This window comes from Bacteroidota bacterium (assembly GCA_016718825.1).
Classification (GTDB): Bacteria; Bacteroidota; Bacteroidia; order J057; family JADKCL01; genus JADKCL01.
Window position 1 is genome coordinate 77,149 of sequence record JADKCL010000001.1, and the last position, 22,310, is coordinate 99,458.

Below are 22,310 nucleotides of genomic sequence, written 5' to 3' on the forward strand. Positions count from 1 at the left end.
AGGAAAATGTCTATTTCAACATGTCATCGATCGTGCTTTGCGTCACCGAATGGTAATTGGGTCGCGCCTTGGCGTAGATTTTCTTCGCCATGACCTTGCCTTCTTCCGATTCGGTCATCGCTTTGAACAAAGGCTTCACAAACTTGCGACGGCCCACATGGACGAGGAAATTTTCCAAGGCTGCATAGCCCGCGGTGTACTTCCTGCGAATGACGGGCTCAAACCAAGCCCCCAAGATTTCGGCGTTGTGAGAGGCTGTGAATCCGAATGCCTTGTCCAAAGCAGCCATCTTGTCGAGGCTGATGTCATCGGGCAAGCCGTGGATGAAGCGCAACCACTCATGCGTGGTCCATTCCTTTGTGCCAACGAGGCTTGTGGGAGCCGTACCTGATTTGTAAAGTTCAAGTTGCGCATCCACAGCGTCAAAACGTTCGCTGGTCGGTGCAGGATAGGTGGATGGAAGGCCAGCTTCGTAGATCCAGCGTTCGAGGCGAATCTTTGCTGCGATTTGTTCGTCGCCTTTGATCAGATCACGCTTGAGCTCTTCGACAAAGGCTTCCGTCGTCATGGTGCCAAAGGCGTGGCTTTTGAAATATTGCTTCAAAAACGCATCCCAGCGCTCACGACCGACGGCCATCTCGATCGTGCGCAGCAAGGAAAAGCCTTTTTCGTAGGCAATGTCGTTCATGCCGTCGTCAGGGTCGCGGCCGTTCAGGCGCAACTTCAACTTGGTGTCAGGATTGTCAGAGCCCAAATCCTGAATCGTTTCGAGCAAACCCTCATAGCCCAAGACGATGAGCATGTCGCTGTAGCTTTTGCCGTAGAGTTTTTCCATGATGCGTGACTCAAAATAGACCGTGAAGCCTTCGTTGAGCCAGAAATCATTCCACGTCGCGTTAGTGACCAAGTTGCCCGACCAGCTATGTGCGAGTTCGTGGGCGATCAAGGCTGTGAGGCTGCGGTCTCCGGCGATAATGGTCGGGGTGGCAAAGGTCAAGCGGGGATTCTCCATGCCACCGAATGGGAAACTTGGTGGCAAAACGATCACATCGTAGCGCTCCCAGCTGTAGGCGCCATAAAGTTCTTCGGCAGCGACCAACATCTTTTCCATGTCCACGAATTCGTTCACGGCACGGTCGATCATCGTGGGTTCGGCATAGACTCCGGTGCGCGCACCGATCGTCTTGAACCGCAGGTCGCCGACCGCCAAGGCCATCAGATACGCCGGAATCGGCTGCGCCATTTCGAAGCGGTAAACTCCGTCTTCCGTGCGCTCCGTGGGATTGGTGGCGCTCATCACAGCCATCAGGTTGCTCGGAACCTTGACTTTGGCATTGTAGGTAAAGCGCATGCCTGGACCGTCTTGGCAAGGAATCCATGTCCGTGCCAAAATCGCTTGACTTTGTGTGAAGAGAAAGGGCTGTTGTTTGCCTTCGGTTTGTTGTGGACTCAGCCATTGCAATGCCGCCGCACCATCGGTGGTGGCATATTTGATTTTGACCTTTTGTGTCTCCGGCTTGAGTTCGACCTCCAGGGCTTGACCCAAAATCGGATCTGCTTCGCCAAGGGTGAAGCCCAGCGAGTCGCCCTCGGGTGTCGTCACATCCAGGATTTCCAGGTTGCGGGTGTCGAAGACGATGACGTTTCCACCCGTTTTGTTTTCAATGGTATAAGTGGCACTGCCCTTGATGCGTTTGGTTTCAAAGTCGACATTGATGTCGAGTTCGAGGTGTTTGGCAACAGCATCGGCAGGCTTGGCGTAGCTGTGAGGATCTTGAGCGCTGAATTGATTCATATTATTGGGATTCGAACCGTCAGAATTGCCTTTGTCCACTTTGTCTTTGTCGCAGGCGGTTACGGTTGACAGCAAGACAAGTAATCCAAATGCAAGCAATTTGGAGGCAGAGAAGGAATTCAAAAACATTCGTGTCATTGAAGTTGAACTAGGGAGTCAAAGATAATGAAATTCATTGCCCGTTTTTCTGCCTTTTCACAATCCTGTCGAATCTGTAGCGAAGCGAGAAGCTTGGTGCAACAACCAATTCGGGCTTTGAGGAGCGCAAATTTCTCAGATGACATGCCGTTATTTCCGATTCGCCAGCCAAACTCCGAGCAAGATCACAGCAAATCCGACAGCATGCCAAGGTGTCAGTTCCTCCTTCAGGAACACCCCCCAAAGCAGGGCCACCAGCGGAATGGTATAAGTAACGGATGTCGCAAAGATGATGGAGCTGATTTGCAGCAGTTTGTTGAAGAGCGCCACGCCAAATGCCGTTCCCACCGCACCCAAGATGGCAATGTACCCAAAGGCTTCCATTGCACCCGGCTGCGTTTCAAATCTTTGACTGAAATCCGTGAAGGCAAGAAGGTAAATCAGTGATGGCCATCCCACCAGCGACAAGGCCATCGTCGCAATCATGATGGGATTCCTGCCGGTAAAGTAATACTTGATCAAGTTGGTGCTAATGCCATAGCAGACAGTCGCACCAACCACCAGGAGCGTGTAGCTGAGCTTCGTTGTTTGTTGGGCATCGACGCCACCGGAAAGGGCCAGAATCGTGGCACCAACAAATCCCAACAAAACCCCTGCGCCATTCACAAGCGGAAACCGCAACTTGAAAAACATCCATCCGAGGAGGAGTGTAAAGATGGGCGACATCGAATTCAACACACCCACAATGGCACTTGGCAATTGCGTCTCCGCTTCAGCAAACAAATAGGCCGGAACCGCATTGCCGGCCATGCCGATCGCGAACAGAATGCCGACATCGCGCCAACTGACTTTGCGGATATAAAGAAAAACCAAAGGACTCAAACAAACTGCAGCGACCGCCATCCTGATCAAGGCCAATTGCAGCGGCGGAAAGACCTTCAATCCAAACAGCATCAGGATGAACGAGCTTCCCCAAATGAGCGAAAGGATGAGCAGCAGGCCCCAGGCAAGTGCCGGACGTGTGGTGTTGGCTGTCATTGTGGGTCTTGTCCCCGCTTTTTCTGGAAAAAGGTTCGCATCAATTGCCGGCATTCGTTTTCGAGGATCCCGTGAACGACCTCCGTTTTGGGATGGAGCATTTCAGGGCCGAAGCGCGTGTAGCCAAATTTTGATTCGCCAGCACCGTAAACCACCTTTTCAAGTTGTACCCATCGCAAAGCGCCTGCACACATCGGGCAAGGCTCAATGGTCACATACAAAGTACATCCTTCAAGGTATTTGCTGCCCAAAAAGTCGCTTGCTGCGGTAATTGCAAGCATTTCCGCATGCGCCGTTGCATCGTGAAGCCTTTCAACCTGATTATGGCCCCGACCGATAATGCGGTTGTTGCAAACGACAACCGCACCAATCGGCACCTCATCATCTGCAAATGCCAGTTCGGCCTCTAAAAGGGCCTGATGCATAAAATGCTCGTCGGAATGGATACTCAACAGACTGGAAGACATGCGGCAAAGTTGAGCAAATTTCGGGGAATTGCCCGTTCCCGGCTTGCTTTTCAGGGCAAGGCTTTGGGCAACAAGACAGTTACTTTCGTTCCGTTGCCGGTGTTTTCAAAAACGAGCAGGTCGTCCCGGCCATAAATCTGCGACATCCTTGTATGCGTATTGCTCAGACCCGTGCTTGCAAAAATGCGCTTGTGGTCGATTCCAGGCCCATTGTCCTCGATTTCGCAACAGACGAGTTCGCCGCGGGGTTTGACTTTGATCGAAACCATGCCCTTGCCGATGATTTTTGCGATGCCGTGTTTGATGCAATTTTCGACGACCGTTTGGATCACAAAGGCCGGCAGGCTCACTTCGAGCAGGTTTTCGTCGATGTCCAAGTGCAATTGCAAGCGCTCTCCGAATCGGATTTTTTCGATGTCGAGGTAGGTGCGCACCAAACTGAGCTCGTCTTTCAGCGTAACCGTAGCTTTATCACTGTTTTTGAGTGTGTACCGGAAAATGAAGGCCAACTTTTCGACTGCGACTTCGGCGTCGTCAGGATCGTCATGGATGAGTGCGGAAATCGTGTTGAGTGTATTAAAAAGAAAGTGTGGATTGATCTGCGAACGTAATGCCGTCAAATTTGCCTCGTAATTTTTTTGCATCAGCAACTTCTCCCGTTCCAGCAAATGCAAAACACCGAGAGTAAGCCGCGTTTGCTGCACGATCCGTTGCAGCAGCTCCTGATCATCCAGGTTGAAAACCCCACGTCGCTTTCTTCCGATCAAAATCATCCCGAATATCTTCTCGTTTACCGTGATCGGATAGATGAGTGAGAAGGGGAGCGGCCGGAGCAATGCCTCGATTTCTGAAGGGTATTGCTGTTGGGCAATTTGTCGGTTACGCGCCCAAAATCCGGCATTTGACTTTAAGTAATGGTAGACCTGTTCGAATTCAGCTTCTTGTAAATCAATAGCTGACCCTGCATCGGGGTCGCCCTTTATTCGAATGCCAGCAACGGTGGTTCCAAAATAATCCTTAAGCTCGGTGACCAGATCTTCCAGAAGTTTCTGGGAGCTGGGATATTGGGATATACTTGAAATGAAGCGGTCAAGTTTGTCTCTCCGACTTTGCTGCGCCAAAACAAAATATCGCCGAATACGTGGTTCGTAGTTTTTGTATCCTGCACGCAAAATCAAGACTACCACGATGACCAAAGCGAGTTCAAGGTAGGACTGATATTTAATCTGTAAACCAAAGGAATCCAAGGATAAATGCAGCAGGAAATAAAGTAAAAGTACAAGTACAGAAAGTACGACGTATTGAAGTGTTCCTGTAAGTACAAGGCTCACTCTTCCGAACTTCAATTGTGCGGCTGAGGCGTTGATGAGGGGGATGAAAATAGCGCCATAGGAAAGGAAATTCGTGAATTCTGTTGTGTGTGGAAGCCACCCAATTTGCCAAAGATTCCCCAGGTACAGGATGGTCAATATGCCTGTGTAAAGCAATGCAAGGACATGGAAAAGTTTGTCAAGGCGGCTACGCTTGGTCCACATCTGAAAGATGGCCAAGAGCAGCATGAGCAAGACCATTGAAAGGAAAAAAAGCAGCACAAACTGTTCTGTTGGAACCGCAAAATGAACGAAGGAGCTTTTCCAGAGGAGATTCCAAATCGCAAAGGCGCTGTAAGTTGCCAGGCCCAAAGGCAAGAGGATAAACCAGCGCATTTGGTTGCCGAGGCGTGCATACAAAGTTGCAATGGCGTAAAGAAAAATGAGAATCGAAATGGCGAATGTAAATATTTGCTCTAAGTCAGGTTGGTTATAGGTGTTGTTAACCAATAAGTTAAGGTGGTGAAATCCCATCGTGAGAAACACCAAAAACGACATCACGACCACAAAAAATATGGGCCAACTTTCACGTAACGCACGCCGAATGATCGGCAGAATGATCAGAATCGAAATCAATGAGATGAGGATCCCGCTGAACAGCATCCACGGGGAGAGGGACCATAGGGCTGGAGTTTCAACAAATGTGAAGCGTGGCCGGAATGATGTTTCGATGAGGAGGCTTTTCCACCCACCTCCGGGCTGCACGGAACCCGGCCGCTCAACCCAGTAGAGAACAACGGTTCCGGGTGGTGTGTGTCGGGCGATTTCCTCCACCATCTCTGCGCGGTACACATCTTGGTACTCTATGCGGCGCAGGATGTCGCCCTCCCTGAAAAATTGATCATACAGCAGCGGATTGCTCTTGATCAGAGGATGAATCTTGGTCGCAACAACGCCTTCTTCTGCGTCCTGCCACGTTACCCAGTCATTTCCACCAAAGTTCAGTTGTTCCGAGGATTCGATTTCGCCAAGACTTGCCCAATCTACACGGTTGAAAAAGCCAAACGCCGCCAAGGCAAGAATGGCGATTGCAAGTCCCAAAACTGGAAGCTGCCGATATGAAAATGCGCTGCGGCTCAAAATCGTCTTTAAGCCGTGAAGTTAACAAGAAAGAAGGGATTTGGTGAAGGGTGGCTGCTTTGCATGGAGACGGTATTCGCTGAGGATTTTGACCGCTTTGTTGATGTGGCGATCACAGCAAACCACGAACCTTGGACACCCATTCAGAATTCAACCCAATCGTGATTCCAGCTAATTCTGAAAATTCTGCTCAAAAAAAATTAGGGGCCTCAATCCGCATGCGGAGATTCCCCTAATCCTTGCTCTTGTTGCCAGGCTTCTCCTGACAATTCGAGTATAGCAGGTTTTTTTCCTAATCCGTTCAAAATCAGCCCGAACTGTAATTTAGTCTGCGCGAACGGTATTTTTTCCGACCTGAACGGTAAAATTAATTTTCATTGTGTGGATTTGTGTATATTTGCATTAGACAGGACAAGGTCGAATAGCCCTTTTCTTGGAAAAACGGGGAATTCCCAATTGGCAATGTGTTATGCACCGAGGTCCTTCGGTGGCTGTTATACCCTAATTCTTGCACTCTTGACTTGTTTTTAGCCAAAGGAAACCTCCCCGTTTGCAAAAATTCGAAAAGCGCGGCCTCGGTTGCGCTTTTTGCGTTGAATAGGCTTGCTAAATCAACCTAATAACAAACGAAATAATTCGTGTAAAACTTTAGGTGATGGATGGTAAGTGATTGTTCAATAATGTTTCCATACAATTCATGAATAAAGCAATTCCAATTGCTTCCCGCCTAGCGCAATCGCCTCCTTCAGCACAGTTGAACGGTCTTCCCCTTTTAGAAAGCGTTGATGAATGTCCTCGGAAAAATCCCTTTTGCTCAATTTCCGGCCATTGGCATCCACCAAAAGGGGATGATGCAAATAAATGGGGTGGGAAGTTTGGCCCAGCATTTCTGCCAAAAGAATTTGTCTACCAGTTGAGCTGAGGATGTCCATTCCTCTGATGATCAAATTTATACCTTGTCGAAGATCGTCAACTACGACGGCAAATTGATAGGTCCAATTCCCATGATTGTCACGAATTGCAAAGTCGCCAATCTGCGTTGCGGGATGCTGGACTTGCCTTCCGAGAATCGCGTCGTCAAATTCGACGGTTATCGCCGGAAGGCGCACCCTTAAAGTTTTTCCCGTATCGTCGTCTAGATTACGGTCCCGACAATATCCATCGTATTGCAATTCCTCAGCCTCGGACTGTCCAGTGCGTGCAAGGATTTGCTTTCTGGAACAATCACAGGCATAGACAAGTCCTCTTTCTTGCAAGCTTAACACTGCCGCTTGGTAGTGGCTTTCACAGTCGCTTTGCCGATAATCGCAAACTCCGGCCCTGAATTCGGCGATTTTGCCAAAGTCGGGTTCAAATCCCAGCCATTCCAGGTCTTGAAGCAAGGCAGTCTCAAATTCGGGTTTGCAGCGAATGCGGTCGTGATTTTCCAGTCTCAAAACGACCTCGCCCTCGCAAGCCCGCGCGACGCCCCATACATAGAGCGCATTCACCACGTGGCCCATGTGCAGGTACCCCGTCGGACTCGGGGCAAAGCGCGTGCGCAAGACGCGGCCATCGAGGCGCTCTAAAATCCATTCGATCGTCGTCAAGGTGGACATGCCGTCAAGTTAGTGTTTTTGAGAAAATCCAAGGCGATCGACTTCTGATTCGGCTAGCATTGGGGGATCGATGTCGCAGATTTGTATTCGCTTGTACATCAATCATCTTCTGCAAGTGACGAAAACTCTACTATTCACTTTCTGCTTTTGCCTGCTTTTTATTGTTGCCAGATCCCAAAACCAACTCCCGAATTATTTTTTCGGAAGTCCGGTGAATATGACCTGCCCCTATGACAGCACCAACTTTGACGGTTTTCTTGAATGGGAGGGTTTTCAAACGACCGACAGCAGCTACTGGGGAACCCGCGATACCCACTGTTTCGGCATCGCCGCACTTCCGAATGCAGGGCTAAGCATCGATCAAGGGAGTATCAATCCGATTTATCCCTTCTATGTTTCAAGTGTCCTTGACAGCTCCAACAAGGTCGCCTTGGACAGCAATGGCCTCTACAAATTGAGCTTCAACATTTACGCCAACAATGGGATGATCAATATGCTGCAAGGCAACAATTGTCCCGACGGAATTTGCAACGGCGTGCAAATCGGCATTGAAATTCCTGACAGCGCTGGCACGGGCCATGAAATTCGGTGGTATTCTGGGGCGGGCTCAATTTTCGGCAATTCGATGTACGTTGAATTTTGTTTCGCTACCGAACTGTTTCCACAAGGGAACTTCATCCGGCATGCTTACATCAAAATGAGTCCCGATGGCCCAAGTGTGGGTGTGGAATTGTATGCTTATAACATCTTGATTGAGGATATGACGCAGAATACCGAGAAGATCCGCAGGATCGACGCGGGGTGGAATGGGACCAATTATTCGGCCTACTTGTATCCATTTTCTGGAGCTTGCTTTTGCAGCAACAAGATGATGATGTACAACGACACGGTGCATCCCGGCCCCAACCATCAGAGTTTTGTGGAGGTTTTTCCTTCGCCCAATGTTGCCACGCAAGAAACGATTGACGTCACGATTGATCCGTTTTCCACGTTGATTTACCAGCCCTACACGCAGATGCGAGGTGGCTTGGTGTTGGGAGACACCATTCGGCATATCGTGAACCTCGTCAACAATGGCGGGAACATTTGTACATATCCGTTCATCGACCTCGTCTTTCAAAACGGAGACGGTTACCGGCATACGAATGGCGAAGTGAAAATGGAAGGCAAAATGGCCTGCATGCAATTTGGAAAAGGAAGTGCCTTGACGGTGACGGCAGGAAGCCATTTCGTCTACGGTCGGCCGGGCCATGGAATGCTCGCAATTCGATCCAATGGCAAAATTGTCTTAGAGCCACGTGCAGAAATGGTGATGCACAACATTTTTTCGATCGGTGAATACCGTGACGAAATAGGTCCGGGAAAATTTTCCTTGCACTTGAAGCCGGGAAGCAAGTTTACTTTCGGGCCGGATGCGATGTTGACGAATGAAAACAGCAGATTCCGGGAAAGCACGATGCTTGACGTGTACATGGAAGGCGGTACGCTCGACGATTCCAATCTTTCAACCGAAGAACGGGCGCTCATTCGCAGAATCTACCCAAGTCCCAGTGCTGAATTTGCCGACAACCTTCAGATTCTGGGCAACCCCTTCTCTGAAACCCTCGAACTCACGCTCACCACGGCAGGAGCAATGCCCATCACCGTCGATTTGATGGGGATGAATGGGCAATTGCTACAACACCATGAACTTGAAGCCACCCTCGGGGCGAACTATTTTCAGCTCAAAACGAATGCATTGCCGGCCGGCACTTACCTGCTGCGCGCCACGACGCCGTATGCAAGCTGCACCAAAAGGGTTCTGAAGGCGGATTGACCTCGGCTGCGAATGGTTGGAAGGCGGCATCGAGGGTGGATGAATCATTTTCCGCCGATGCGAATCTGTCTATTCCTTAAACGGATCCTGCGGATTGGATTCTCCGGGAACGTAATAATTGCTCGATCCGGGCCAGTTTTGGCGATAGTTCCAAGGGGCGGATTCGTCTTGCGGTTCTTGCTCGGGTTCATCTTCCCACTGATAACGTTTGCGGGGCTGAATGTCCTTTTTCCGGAATCCCCAAGCCATGGCAATTCCTGCGAGGGCACCAAAAAGATGGGATTCCCATGAAACGCCCGTCTTCCCCGGGAAAATGCCGACCACCATGCTTCCGTAGAAGATGGCGATCACCAAGGAAAGCATCAGGCTGCGACGATCACGTTTGAAGACACCGTTGAAAAAGAGGAATGCTCCCAAGCCATAGACCACGCCGCTTGCGCCGATGATCGCGGCCGTCGGCGCTGCGATCCACACCCAAATGCCCGTGAGCAACCAGATTCCCACCATTGCCTTCCAAGCACTGCTCGGGTAGTAATAGAGATTCGCAGCAAAGAAGAAAAACAAAGGCCCCGAATTTCCCACCAAGTGTGCGATGTCATCGTGCACCCACGGCGAAGTCAAAACGCCCAACAGTCCCCGGACATGTCCCGGGATGTTGGCGAGGCTGCTTTTGTCAATTTCCAGAATGTAGATCAAGCCATGCACCAGCCACATCAAGACCAGCAGCACAGCCGAATAGGCCAAGCTCTGCAAAATCCTTTTCTGATCTTCCCGGTGATCCATTGCTGCAAGATAATACACTTTTGCCCGTGGAATGTTTCAGGCACGCAATGTCTCTTGGGTTACAGAAAATGGCCCCATGTGCATTAATGTGTACAGCGAATGTGTGCCTTTCTGACCATTTTTCAAAACACATACGGACGGCTTTTTCGACCTAAATCGATTCATTTTCCAGCCTTGAAAATTGCGCTATTGTGGCACAAGGCTTGAATAATCGGAAGGGTATTCGATTTCTATTCACCTTAAAATTTAAATGTCATGAAAAAAATTGTACTCTTCTCTGCATTGATTCTGATGGCTGCTGTTTCTGTTGCCCAGGCACCAAAACCGGTTTCAAAATTGGTCACCATTGCCGGACAGCATGGCGGGGGCCAAGGTTCCAGTTCATCCGGCGGTCAAGGTGGCGGCCCGCAAGGAGGTTATCAAGGAGGTGGACACGGCACCGGCCACAATGGAGGCGGCCACGGAGGTTACCACCACAACAGTGGCCAAAATATGGGACCACCTGCGATGTGCCTCGCCGACTTTCGCATGGCCATGGAGGCAGTTGGTCGTCAAACTTTTGACAGCGACAAGTTGCGCGTCTCCAACCAAGTCTTGCGCGGCCATTTCATGAGCTCGATCCAGGTGCGCGACATGGCGCGGCTGTTTACCTTTGAAAGCTACCGCGTTGATTTTGTGAAGGCTGCCTACGTAAAGGTTGTCGATCAGCAGAACTTCTATGTTGTGAATGATGTCTTTACCTTCAGCTCGAGCATCGCCGAGGTGGTCAACTATACCAACAGTGTCGGCTTTGCCGGCGGCGGTACCTGGACCAGTGGCCATGGCGGAAGCAACGGCGGTGGACACCACAACCATGCCGGACCTTGCAGCAGCGCATGCGGTGGCAACGGTGGCGGATATGGCCAAAATGGATACTACGGTGGTGGCCAAGCTGGCGGCGGTGCTGCCTGCGGAAGCGGAAACGGCATGACCTATTCCGGCGGAATGAACTCCGTACCTGTGCTCCCGATGTGTGGCATGTGCAGCGGGTACCACGAAGTGAGCTTGGTCTGCGAACGCGAATTTGGCAACATTGCCGGCGCGATCGACAACCGCACCTTCGAATCCGATAAGATACTCGTGGCCAAGCAGGCATTGCGTGGCAAGATGGTAAGCTCCGATCAAGTGCGTCGCTTCATGGACCTCTTTACCTTCGAAAGCACCAAATTGGACTTTGCCAAGTTTGCCTTCCGCATGACCATCGACCCCCAGAACTACTACATTGTCAACGATGGATTCACCTTCAGCAGCAGCATTCGCGAGCTCGACGAATTCATCCGACGCGGTTAATCTTCCTTGGAAATTTGTGAGAATGCCCCGCCCCTCAAAAGGCGGGGTGTTTTTTTGTTACCTGATCTTCGAACTCCCCGGCTTGCTGTCGCCTTTGAGCACGGAAAACCCCTTCACATATTCATTGAATGTCCGTGAAATGCCGCCGCGTTGCTTCAATTCGGCAGCGAGGTTTTTCCATTCCTTTTGGCGGTCGGCGTTTTTGGCCTCGTGCGCGGAGATGAGCGCGAGGTCCAAAGGCGTGGAGCCTTTTGGGAAAAAGTAGGCAAAGCCTTCAGCTTGGCGCTTATCTCCGGTGGTGCGGTTGATGTCGAGGCCAGCTTTCAATAGGCGGGAAATCATCGGCAGGCTGCCTTTTTCGGTGGCGATGTGGATGGCAGTATAGCTGCCCAGCGTTGTGGCGAGCGCCGTCGCGCCTTTGTCGAGCAACCAAGTGGCAGTCTGCAAATGGCCGCTTTGGATCGCGTTGGAAAAAGGGCTGTTGCCTGCCGCATCGAGTGCCTTGATGTCGGCACCTTTTTGGACTAATAGCTGCGCAATTTGGCTGATCATCGCATCGGCATCCTCGGGAGATTCCAAGCGTGCATTGTGTGCACAAAGAAAATGGAGGGCCGTCCGGCTTTCGGCATCGACCTTTTTTACGTCGGCATTTGCAGCAAGGAGGCGTGTGATCGTTTGGAGTCGGCCATCGTCCATGAGCGGGCCGCGGGCGGCAAGCAACAAGGGCGTTTCGCCGGCTTCATTTTCAAGCGCGACATCGGCCTTGGCATCGAGCAACATGGTCAAAAGGTCAAACGAGCCTTGGTAGGCGGTATAATGCAAAGCCGAATAACCCTTGGCGTCGACGGCATTCACATCCGAACCTGCTGCGAGCAAGGCGATCACGATTTTCTTTTGTCGTTCCGGGACTACCAATCCGCCGTCGGCGGCAACGGCTGCGAGCAAGGGTGTGCGGCCCTTGGCATCCTGCGCGCTCAAATCGGTTTTGGCATCGATACAAACCTGAACCTGTGCGGGTTCAGCATTTCGAATGGCTTTCCAGATGTCACAAGACTGCGCTTGGACAGAGCCAAACATGAGGAGAACGAGGAAAAAGAGTAGCGAATGTTTCATGCGCATGGACAAAGCCGATCGGGTTACAACCTTGCGCAAAGATACGGATTCCATGACGGCAGCGAAGGCTGCAAGGTTCTTTGGCCTTGATCTTGCCTCGGTGGCTTTTTGCACTTGGAGGAATTGTAGGGATGGCAAGGTGGTTGCATTCAGCAAATTCATTAACTTTCGTTTTCAAGATCCTCCTTTCTATTCAGAATTCAACTTTTCAATTTGATATGCACCCACATCGTTTTGTGTCTGTTTTCTTGCTGATTTTCTGTTTCCTCTACCAACCCACTAAAGCCTGCAATCTCTCTGATTTCGCCTTGACCAGTGTGACTTATGACAACAATACCCAAGAATTTGTGATCAGCACCTTGCTGCATGTTGGCAGCGGGCGCACAGGAAACACCTATGGCGCAGATGATGCAACACGCACCATCGCATTTGGGTTTTACAAAGCCTGTGCACCGATTGTGGTGAATTCTTATTTGCCAGCCACTTTGAATGCCATTTTCTCCGGTTGCAACATGCCGGGAACCAATTTGGGTCCGCAGGGCCCTCCCTACAATTCGCAAGCAACCGTGATTTACATTGACCCGGGGTATTATGGAAATCCACTTTGCACTGCTAATCCGTTCGGATGTATTTCGTCGACCGCCAATTGCGGAAACATCGTTTCGGCGCCTTACAACCTCGTTTGGCGTACCACAAGTATCCCCGATTCCATCCGGGTGTTTGGAGTAGAAGGCAATGGGAACCCTCTTGCAGGTTGTTATCCCAACCCGGACATGAAGATCGATTTCTGCTCGCAAGGTTACTGCTCAGCCAATATTTGGTGTCCCCCCAATCAGGTTTTGGCCGTTGGGGGAACCTGTACAGCATTGCTACCCAGCTACGCTGGCGGCGTAGGATTTTCCTACAATTGCCTGGCACCACCGCAGCCAACGATTACGCAGTCACCCACCGCGGGAACTACGCTCAGTGGTCTGGGAACCACGACAACGGTGACATTGACGGCTCAGTTCAGCACGATGTTGTCTGCAAATTGTTCGTTTGGCGTCACCTTGGTGGACTTGATACCTCCCGTGGTCACTTGTCCAGCCAATGCCATGCTTCAGTTGGGCACCAACTGCCAAGGCCCAATCCCGAATTATACGCAGTCCAATGTCACCGACAACTGCAGCATTGACACAGTGACGCAAACACCGACCGCAGGCACCTTGCTCACGGCGCCAGGGTCAACGACGATTACTTTGACTGCAACCGACGGTTCGGGCAATACCAGCTCATGCAGTTTTACGCTAACTGCGACTGTTCCAAGCATTTTGGGTACCACCACTTTGAGCACCTCCAATCCTTGTGTGGGCGACACCGTGACAATGACAGCGACCTCGGGAATCGGCTACCTTTGGAGCAATGGGAGCACAACCGCCTCCACCATTGCCACAACCACGGGATGGTATTGGGTGGATGTGACCTTGGCCCAAGGTTGTACTGCAAGGGACTCGATCTTTATTACCTTCCAACCCGGACCTCAGCCTACGTTGTTTCAGGTTGGAAGCCAAGTTTGTACAGGCACGTTTCTCAGCTACCAATGGTTCCTGAATGGCGTTCCGATTCCCGGCGCAACCGGTCCTTGTACACCGATCAGCAGCAATGGCAGCTATACCGTTCAAGTCACCGACTCCACAGGCTGCGGCGGCATGGGTGGCCCGTTGATTTTGACGGGAACAGAGAATGCAGTTCTCGGTGCGTTTGCGGTGTATCCGATACCGGCAAGAGACATTTTGCACGTACAAATTTTCCAACCTACCAGCGAGGCAGGAATGGCAATGCTGTATGATTTGAGTGGAAAAATGGTGCGTAAATGGCCGATTGAGTCCAGCAGCACTGCATTGTCATTTTCTTTGCAGGGTCTTCCAGAGGGAACTTACCTTTTTGAATTAAAGGCCCGGGGAATGTCTGGAATGAAGAAGGTGCTGAAACTGCAATAAGCAGTCCTCAGCACCCTCCCCAATTTTTGATCGAATATTTTTACATGCCAAATGCCCGGGCATTTGGCCAATGGCAAAGCTATTTTTTGGCAGCTTCCTTGTCGGCCTTCTTTTTGGCATCTGCTGCTGCCTTGTCGGCCTTCTTCTTTTCGGCAGCCGCGGCTTTATCTGCCTTTTTCTTTTCAGCAGCGGCGATTTTGTCGGCTTTCATTTCCGCTGTCATTTCCCCTTTTTTGGTTTTGACATCCTCCATGTACTTGGCCTGACGCAGTTTGATGCCGATGCCTGTATTGCGCATGTCAAAGTGCATCATGTCGCCATATTTGCCGCCCCAATCCAAGCCAACTTCGCCCATCGACAGGACCATATCCCGATTGAGGTCCATGATGCCGTTGGTGCGGATCATCTCGGACTGATCTTTTTTCTTATCCTTACGGGCCCACCATTGTGAGAGCACGTCGAGGTCATTGTTGATGATGACGCGTGCCTCGGCAGTCGTTTTGCCCTTCCAAGTCGCATCTTTGGTACTGTCAAGAAAAGTTTTGAGTTCGGCATCCTTGGTATCAAGCCCCAAGCCAAAATATGTTTCAAAGCCCTTGTCGATCGCCGACATATTGTCGTAGGTCGTGACCATGTCATAATTGAAATGGTCAGGATTGACGTGCTTGAATTCGAGCGTTTTGCCCATGAGCCCGCCGGCGCGGTCCAGCGCATCCTTCATCACGCCCGTTTTGTCGCGCACGGTTTTTTTCTTGTCTTTGGGGTCGGCTTTGTCCAGTTTCCCGGCGCTGTCACTGATCCAAGGATTTTGTGTGACATTAAAGTCGATGGCCAATCCAAATGCATGGAAAGAAGCCGAATCCTTTTCTTCGCCCCGTAATGTAGAGTAGCCGCCCTTGAGGCCCATAAATTTTCCAATCGAGGCAGCAGTGCCTACGCCTTTGGGATTGGCTTTTGCCCATTCAATGTAATCGGCCGAAGCGGCTATTTTCTCCACGGTTTTGGCTTCTGCATTCCTCAGAAGGTTGGCAAAATCCTTGTGCAATGAATTGGTTGTCAGTCCAAAAAGAGTCATCGTGGTGAAATTGCTCCACCAATCGTTGGGATCTTTGATTCCAGCCTTCTCCAGCATGAGTGTGGTGAGTTCTCCTTGCGGATACTTTTCCTTGGTCTTGGGGTCAATGGCATCCTTTTTATCAAAAGTATATTCGGTCAAGCCCTTGTCATCTTTTTTGCCGGCTTTTGCATCAGCCTTCGGCTCGGAGGCGGGCGCAGTCTTGGTTTCGGCTGTAGGAGCGGCTTTTTCTTCGGCTTTTCTTCCGTTTTAGCAACAGGAGCCGACTTTTCCGCATCCTCTCCGCCAAATCCCAAGGCTTCTGCAGCGTTGGACAACATATTTCCGGCCCATTCGGCGGCACCAGTGAAGGAGTCCCATAATCCGCCTTTCATTTGAACAGGACTTGATTCCAAGGAAAACTGCGGTGGCGCCATTGTTTTTCCCTCGGGCTCCTTGGTTTGGACAGGTTGTTGTGGCGTTTTTTTCTTTTGAGGTGATTCTAGCTTTCCCATGGACATTAAGTGATTTTAGACCACGGAAGATACGCTGGTTTGATTGAAATTCAATGAGTTGTAATTGCAAATTTTCCCAATTCGAAGCAGGGTGGACAAGAATCGCCCTTAAGACGGGATCATGAAAGCCCTAGAGCTGCTCCTTGAGCCGCACGATCTTGGGATCTGAAGGCAAATACACCACGTCGACCTTGTCGCCGTCTTTGTACTTGTCGTATATCGGCTTGGAGACGTCGATGTCTACGGTGGTGTATTCGCCGATGGCGCTGCCGGGTTGCCAGTTGTTGATGCGGTCGGCCATGCTCATCGTGGTGTCTTTGAGCACGTCGTCTTGATGCGCACCTTTGGCGATTTCAGCCGAATCTTGCGCAAAAAAGCCTACTCCGAGGCTGTAATGACGATTTTTTGCTTTGAGCGCTGAAGTTTCCCTTTTAGACAAGACCGTGGCACTCGTCATTTGTCCATTGCTGCGGAGTTGGTCCAAATCGCCGTTGCAGGCTGGCAAAAACAAGCCGAGGGTGAGCATGAACAAAAGGACGTAGGAGAATCGTTTCATGCTGCGAATCTAACCGAATCCTGGGATTCCGCTTATTCCTTCAGCCCGGCAATTTTGGGCAGGTCGTAGATATTCATGAAAAATGGCCCGTGGCGACCCTTTAGCATCTGACGTTCCTCGCGTTCCCAGAAATGGAGGTTGTGTACCGTGTAGAGGTACCCAAAGTCATAGGCGGTGAAGCTTTTGTATTTGCCAGCGAGCAATTCGACGGGGTAGCGGTAGTACTTTTCGCGCCTTTGCACGATCTCCAAGGCGCGTTTTCGGGTCTTTGCTGCTTCGAGCAGGCCAGCTTTGAGGACTGCAGTACTGAAGCTTGAGGCGGCGTAGGCTTGGGCGGCTTCCATCAGCCTGGCGCTGTGTTGGGCACGCAAGGCGGTGATTTTCAGTCCGTCAATGATTTCGGAAACCAACATTGCCTGCAATTGGTTTTTGAGGGGCGCAGCCTGGGAGGAAATCGTCAATGTAGTGGCTTTGACCATCATCGTTGTCACAAACTCATTCAGACTGTCGATGGGCAATTCGGCCAAGCGCTCGGACTGCTTCTGCGCTAATTTGCGGAGGTCGCCTAAGTTTACGATTCCCCGTGGCTGAAACTGCTTGTTCATTGGTGCTGGCAATTCGTCCGTCGGATTGCTCGGGCACAACCATCGCAACAGGTTGCGCCGGATCAGCCATTCCTTTTCCAGATCCGCCAACTGAATCACGCGTTCGGCACTTTTGGGATCTTCAAAAATATCCGCCAAGTATTGATAGGGCCCCTGAATGACCTCCGGCAGGCTTTCCTTGCCCTCCGTTTCGATGCGATAGTCCCAGCTCCAGCGCGCAATGCTCCAATCCACCAGCCAATAGCCCCATTCCCAACCCGAAGAAAACGTTACATGCCCGGGAATCCCGATCGCTTCGCAGGTCTGAATGTCGCGGTATCGGGCATCGAGATAGGGCAGCAAGAGCAAGGGAATGCTGTTGTCAAACGTCACCCAGTAGGCGCTTTCGGGATAATACCAAGTCTCTCGCACGTCATTTTGGTCGATCAACATCTTGTGGAGGTGATCGAAGTTTTTAAGTTCATAGACAGGCACATGCGTATCCGTGAGTGCGTAGCACATCACAGTATGCACGAGTACACCCATTCGCGGATCGGTCGGGACATTCAGGCTTTCTGTCCCATGGCTACCGCCCAATTCGTCTTCGGGTTTCACCACATGCTGCCGCCCGATGAGTTTGGTTTTGGGATATTTTTGCATCTCCGCCAAAACAATGTCCCGCAACCGGATGCGCAATCCTTCCAAGCCCCCGACAAACTCAGCCAAGGCGAATTCCAAATTGATAAAATCCCAATTCGCCAGCATCAACGTCGAAAGCCGATTCCGCACCTGCGTTTCAAACTTGCGAAAGTCCTTGGTCGGGAATTGCACCAACTGAAAGCTCTTTTGTTGCACCATGTGGATGCTCAAGTCGAGTCCGCAGAGAATCCCGCGGTCATGGCCATACTGCGTAAAACGCCGCGCATGACGCACCCAGCGGGGCAAATCGTGGTCCACACCCTCCATCAAGGAAAACTCAAAGTAGTTTTGGCCATTCCGCGCGAGCCAGAGTATGTACTCCTGCACCATCTCCAATCCGCCGGGGAATTCAGGATCGTGCAAGGCTTGCGTCAACTCAAGCGGATGCATGGTATGAAGGTGAAATCCTTTTTTGTCGAAGCGGGGCCGACCAGTCCAAATGCCTGCATTCGTGAGTGGCCACCGTTCAAGGTCAGGATAAATCGTTTGGCGGGCATGGACGAACTTGAAGCCCAATTTTTCCTGCAAAAAGGCATACAACCCGTTAGCAATTCCCTGTGGACTGGAAGCTGAAAGCGTATGTGAATGCACCAGCAGCGGCTCTGTCGAAGTCCAGACAAAACCATGCGCCGGATAATAGAAAAAGGGATAGTTGCGTGACTCGCCCAGCGTTTTGGTTTCCAGAGCTCCGTTGCTCGCAGGAGCTTCGATAAACAAGGTCACATCGGCCCGTGACGCTGGCGACACAATGCAATGGCAAGCGGAATCCAGCAAGGCGGTAAAATCAGCCAGGGCATTTCGGGAAATGGGGTTTTGTTGTACCGCTTCCTCGGCGTCGATCACCAGCCGATAATGGGACGCTTGGCCCGAAAGGGAAACCATCAGCAAACAGAATCCAAACAAAATCCGTTGGTGCATGCCGGCAATTTAGGAAGAATGTACCAAGCAATTCCCGATGGCTGTAAATTCGCAGCATGCAAGACCTGCGCATCCGTTGCCCGAAATGTTCATGGCGTCCCGACGGACAGCCCTATTGGCAATGCCATTGCGGCCATGTCTGGAACACCTTCGAAACTCAAGGCCGCTGCCCAGCCTGCGGTTTCCGGCATCAGGATACACAATGCGTCCCCGAAGCTGGCGGCTGCGACGAAATGTCGCCGCACATTGATTGGTACGAAGGCCTCGACCGCGTGCTCGACGAACTGTTGGAGGAGGAGAAGGTGCCCACGTGGCTGCGCCATGGGGATGTGAGGTGAGCGCGCAGCGCGAACTCTCGCTCTCACACTCAATCTCACACTGAAACTTGCCTTTAAACACAAAAACAAAACCCAGCGCAGATGCTGGGCGTTTGGTCGAGTTGGAAAAAGTGAATTCTTGTAAAAAGGCTCAGATACCGATTAAGATGCAGCGTCTATTGAAAGTGTCAGGGCTCCAATGCCCTCATATCCGAAGCAGAACAGGACCAAGACGAATTCAATTGCGAGCAATCCCGTCTTTGGAGCAGCTTGGCGATCCCCTTAGGAAAAGGAGTTCCAGAACCCGGACGAATCCTGCGAATTCCAATAAATCACCAAATGTCCCTGATCGATGAAGGCGTGATTCAGGATGTGGTCCACGGACCCGTTGGGATCGGAACGGAGCATGGTCCAGCCGGCATTGTCATTGTAAGTGTCGTTGTCGGTAAAAATCATGCCTTGATACGTTGGGCCAGCAATGAATCCGAATCCACTCAAGCCCATTTCAGCCCCGATTTGCAGGATTTCGTCGGTGGTGCGATTGATCGACGCCGCAGACCTTTCAAATGCATTCTGTGAATTGGCCATCAGCGTAGCGAGATCCGTATTGCTGTTGGTGAGCGCCGCTGTGACGGCGTCGGTTGAGATGTTGAAGGCGGTGCTGACAGCATCCTTCCAAGCGTCAACATCTTCACCCTCAGACGCAACTACCATGAGGATGTCGCCAACCTCCTCAATCCCGTCCAAAATGACTTTGAACCACTGCTCAAAATCTACGACGAAACCGGCTGGGACATATACCGAGTTGTCTCCCCCCGTGGGATTGTTGGTGATCGTGCAATCCCAACAACGAGGCCTGCCAGTATGCCATGGTGCACCGCCGCAGCCTTCGTGATAGACACCAAACCATTGTGCTTGCGTGTCAAAATTGCGAAAATGGAATTCCCAGTTCATATCATGTATTCAATTGAAATTGTTCCAGCATGCCTACTCTCTTTCGTCTTCCGCCTGCGGCGGATGGCGGGTTTTGGGCTACCCCCGGCCAATGAAATTCATATTGATTTGGAAGCTTGAGCCTCCCTGAAGAAGATCAGATTCTTATTGAGCCACCGACCGCACGATGATGCTAGAACTAAGCAACGCTGGGACCTGGAGAATGGTAGGGTAGCTGTTGCTGTGTTGCCAGCCCGCTTCTGCACCGAAAGCCTTCAGATAGTTGGTGAATGAATTGTGAAATGAAGATGTAATGTCGATCGGGGGATCGAAGGAATCGAGTGGCTTGAAGGTACCCTGTACCTGAGCAGCGCCAGACACGATTTGGGTGTAACCCCTGCTAGTCAAGATGCTCGCCAACATCGGCAAGATGCTGCCGTTCACCGCTCCCCATTCATCCTTCTGCTTAAATGTCAACTTCTCAAAATCAATGTTGGCACCATAAACCGCAAACAAGGGCGAGTAGGGATTGCCATCCACGCTTTGTGAGATGTTGCTCGCTGTGCTAAACAAGGGTGCAACATCCAGATCGCAACGTACCGCATCGCAGTTGCTCCCCAAGGTTGTGTCCCAGTTGGGCGGCGAAGTCTTGCCATTGAATGCTTGGTCGGAGTAAGCAGCAAAAGCCTGATTGCCCGCCGTTGGTGCGGCAAAGGTGATGCAGCTGATCGTGGATTGATTGGACGCATCCCAGGAGGATTGGTTGTCTGATAGGTAAAGCGCCATCGTGCCGGCCAGCATGCCGCCCAAGCTGTGGCCCGTCACGCAAACATTGATTTTGGTGGGTTGGCCTCCATTTTGGGTCTGCCCCAGCAGAAAATCGTGCAGATTTGTTGGCGCTGCCGAGGAGCCTGGCGTTGATCCCAACATGGACAGCAACACATTCATCCCGATGCTGGTGGACTCTGAAACCATTTCTGCTGGTGCAGGAATGGTGGTGTTTCCCAAGGGCCAAGGCATCATTTGCAACACATCAAAATCCTCCATGAACCAATTGAGGTTCGAGACGAAATTGGTGCCGCGGATGGCGACTGCATATTGGCTTTCGGATCGGCGATGTTTTGGGCGACAAACATGAAGTTGTCTTGGTACAGGGCGCCAGGCACGGTGTAGGGGGCAGCATACCAGACAATTTTCCATGGCGAGGCGGCAAGTGGTGGAATCTGCGGCATGGCTGTTTGAATGAGGCCAAGCATGGTGTTTTCCTGTTCCGGGGTGGTGAAATTCTCTCCCGTATAGGCGAGGTAGGCGAAGCTCAACATGACTTGACGTTGCGCGAGATTTTGGATCGTGGTACTCATTGCAGTACGAGTTGGAATTTTTCATTTGCCTACTCTCTTTCGTCTTCCGCTTGTGGCGGATGGCGGGTTTTGGGCTACCCCCGGCCATTGTACCTGGGAGGGGGAAGGCCCCACTCCCGCGTTTGGATTACTTGGATTCTGATGCGAGGGGACTGGATTGGGCCTGTGCGCCGAGTGAGTCCAAAAGGGCGAGGGCATTGATATTGCGTGCCTCAAGGTCTGGATATATCGGCGTGCGGGAAAGTTCGAGGACGAGTTGGGTCGTGCCATTCTGCTGAAGCTGCGCGACGACGGTGGCGTAGAGTTGCGTGCCGCCGAGTTGGCCAATCCATGTGGTGATGGCCGTGGTATGATCGAGCATTTCTGCCTCGTTGCCGGCCGACATTTGGTTGCCGTTGCCGGATTGGATGCCTTCTGCGAGCGCCTCGGACACTGCCTCCATCGAATTCCATTCGGCGGAAATGGTCACAATCAAGGAGCTTTTGGTGGGATCGCTGAACAGGGTCGCGCCATTGGCGATTTCATTGTGCAGCCAAGTGGAAGAGGTCTGCGTGCCAGCGAAATTTTTCCAGGCTTGGAGCCAGTTTTCTTCCGGGCGGAGGTTTTGGGCAGCGACGGCGCCGAAAGTCAGGACAAAAGCCAACAAGGTGGCGAAGATTCTGGTGCGGGTGGTGGAAGTCGTTTTCATCTTTGTGATTATTGGGTTGGACAAATATTTAGTGCCTTTCAATAATCCAAAGTTGGGGGGTTGGGGATCGGTTTTTCAGCGTAGAATGCCCTGATTTAAGAAATCAGGGGGATTTGCGGGGGGAGTACGTAGAAATACGTGTTCTGTAAAAGGGAATTAGCTGAGACGGTGAAATTGAG

18 protein-coding genes are annotated in these 22,310 nt (G+C 51.3%); 4 read left to right on the forward strand and 14 right to left on the reverse strand.

Going from position 1 to position 22,310, the window contains the following annotated elements; translation table 11 throughout:
- Positions 1 to 10: 10 nt before the first annotated feature.
- The 5 genes from IPN95_00360 to IPN95_00380 all read right to left on the reverse strand — a co-directional run bounded on the left by IPN95_00360 (position 11) and on the right by IPN95_00380 (position 7,486).
- On the reverse strand, positions 11 to 1,924 hold the full coding sequence (locus IPN95_00360; protein MBK9447872.1) for a M1 family metallopeptidase: 1,914 nt from the start codon (positions 1,922 to 1,924) through the stop codon (positions 11 to 13).
- Between the two features lie 159 nt (positions 1,925 to 2,083).
- The gene (locus tag IPN95_00365; GenBank protein ID MBK9447873.1) at positions 2,084 to 2,971 is read right to left on the reverse strand and encodes a DMT family transporter; all 888 of its coding nucleotides are present in this window, start codon (positions 2,969 to 2,971) and stop codon (positions 2,084 to 2,086) included.
- On the reverse strand, positions 2,968 to 3,438 hold the full coding sequence (locus tag IPN95_00370; protein MBK9447874.1) for a nucleoside deaminase: 471 nt from the start codon (positions 3,436 to 3,438) through the stop codon (positions 2,968 to 2,970). The genes IPN95_00365 and IPN95_00370 overlap by 4 nt, the downstream gene beginning before the upstream one ends.
- Positions 3,439 to 3,488: 50 nt before the next feature.
- Positions 3,489 to 5,849: a histidine kinase gene (locus tag IPN95_00375; protein MBK9447875.1), complete on the reverse strand. Its 2,361-nt coding sequence runs from the start codon at positions 5,847 to 5,849 to the stop codon at positions 3,489 to 3,491.
- 734 nt (positions 5,850 to 6,583) lie between these two features.
- Positions 6,584 to 7,486: a hypothetical protein gene (locus IPN95_00380; protein ID MBK9447876.1), complete on the reverse strand. Its 903-nt coding sequence runs from the start codon at positions 7,484 to 7,486 to the stop codon at positions 6,584 to 6,586.
- Between the two features lie 217 nt (positions 7,487 to 7,703).
- Here IPN95_00380 and IPN95_00385 point away from each other — a divergent pair, with 217 nt between their 5' ends.
- Positions 7,704 to 9,302: a T9SS type A sorting domain-containing protein gene (locus tag IPN95_00385; protein ID MBK9447877.1), complete on the forward strand. Its 1,599-nt coding sequence runs from the start codon at positions 7,704 to 7,706 to the stop codon at positions 9,300 to 9,302.
- A 69-nt stretch (positions 9,303 to 9,371) separates the two neighbouring features.
- Here IPN95_00385 and IPN95_00390 read toward each other — a convergent pair whose 3' ends face one another.
- Entirely contained in the window at positions 9,372 to 10,085 is a 714-nt protein-coding gene (locus IPN95_00390) for a rhomboid family intramembrane serine protease (protein MBK9447878.1), read from the reverse strand.
- A 255-nt stretch (positions 10,086 to 10,340) separates the two neighbouring features.
- Here IPN95_00390 and IPN95_00395 point away from each other — a divergent pair, with 255 nt between their 5' ends.
- On the forward strand, positions 10,341 to 11,414 hold the full coding sequence (locus tag IPN95_00395) for a DUF4476 domain-containing protein (GenBank protein ID MBK9447879.1): 1,074 nt from the start codon (positions 10,341 to 10,343) through the stop codon (positions 11,412 to 11,414).
- A gap of 57 nt (positions 11,415 to 11,471) precedes the next feature.
- Here the strand turns inward: IPN95_00395 and IPN95_00400 are convergent, their stop codons facing one another.
- Entirely contained in the window at positions 11,472 to 12,689 is a 1,218-nt protein-coding gene (locus tag IPN95_00400; GenBank protein ID MBK9447880.1) for an ankyrin repeat domain-containing protein, read from the reverse strand.
- Positions 12,690 to 12,745: 56 nt separating this feature from the next.
- Here IPN95_00400 and IPN95_00405 point away from each other — a divergent pair, with 56 nt between their 5' ends.
- Positions 12,746 to 14,506, forward strand: coding sequence for an HYR domain-containing protein (locus IPN95_00405; GenBank protein MBK9447881.1), 1,761 nt, complete (start codon positions 12,746 to 12,748; stop codon positions 14,504 to 14,506).
- A 79-nt stretch (positions 14,507 to 14,585) separates the two neighbouring features.
- Here IPN95_00405 and IPN95_00410 read toward each other — a convergent pair whose 3' ends face one another.
- The 4 genes from IPN95_00410 to IPN95_00425 form a co-directional block, all read right to left on the reverse strand.
- Positions 14,586 to 15,722, reverse strand: coding sequence for a hypothetical protein (locus tag IPN95_00410; GenBank protein ID MBK9447882.1), 1,137 nt, complete (start codon positions 15,720 to 15,722; stop codon positions 14,586 to 14,588).
- Positions 15,719 to 16,075: a hypothetical protein gene (locus IPN95_00415; protein ID MBK9447883.1), complete on the reverse strand. Its 357-nt coding sequence runs from the start codon at positions 16,073 to 16,075 to the stop codon at positions 15,719 to 15,721. Before IPN95_00415 ends, IPN95_00410 begins: the two co-directional genes overlap by 4 nt.
- A 130-nt stretch (positions 16,076 to 16,205) precedes the next feature.
- Complete coding sequence (locus IPN95_00420; protein MBK9447884.1) at positions 16,206 to 16,631, reverse strand: hypothetical protein; 426 nt, start codon at positions 16,629 to 16,631, stop codon at positions 16,206 to 16,208.
- A 32-nt stretch (positions 16,632 to 16,663) separates the two neighbouring features.
- Positions 16,664 to 18,832 (reverse strand): hypothetical protein, encoded by a 2,169-nt coding sequence (locus IPN95_00425; protein ID MBK9447885.1) that lies wholly within the window; start codon positions 18,830 to 18,832, stop codon positions 16,664 to 16,666.
- 56 nt (positions 18,833 to 18,888) lie between these two features.
- Between IPN95_00425 and IPN95_00430 the strand changes: the two genes are divergently transcribed.
- The gene (locus IPN95_00430) at positions 18,889 to 19,170 is read left to right on the forward strand and encodes a hypothetical protein (protein MBK9447886.1); all 282 of its coding nucleotides are present in this window, start codon (positions 18,889 to 18,891) and stop codon (positions 19,168 to 19,170) included.
- Between the two features lie 261 nt (positions 19,171 to 19,431).
- On the opposite strand, the gene IPN95_00435 is transcribed toward IPN95_00430, so the two are convergent.
- From IPN95_00435 to IPN95_00445, 3 genes are all read right to left on the reverse strand, one after another.
- Positions 19,432 to 20,103 carry a hypothetical protein gene (locus tag IPN95_00435; protein ID MBK9447887.1) on the reverse strand — a complete coding sequence of 224 codons (672 nt, stop codon included), beginning with the start codon at positions 20,101 to 20,103 and terminating at the stop codon, positions 19,432 to 19,434.
- Between the two features lie 144 nt (positions 20,104 to 20,247).
- Entirely contained in the window at positions 20,248 to 21,282 is a 1,035-nt protein-coding gene (locus IPN95_00440) for a hypothetical protein (GenBank protein ID MBK9447888.1), read from the reverse strand.
- A 288-nt stretch (positions 21,283 to 21,570) separates the two neighbouring features.
- The gene (locus tag IPN95_00445; protein ID MBK9447889.1) at positions 21,571 to 22,131 is read right to left on the reverse strand and encodes a hypothetical protein; all 561 of its coding nucleotides are present in this window, start codon (positions 22,129 to 22,131) and stop codon (positions 21,571 to 21,573) included.
- Positions 22,132 to 22,310: the final 179 nt, after the last annotated feature.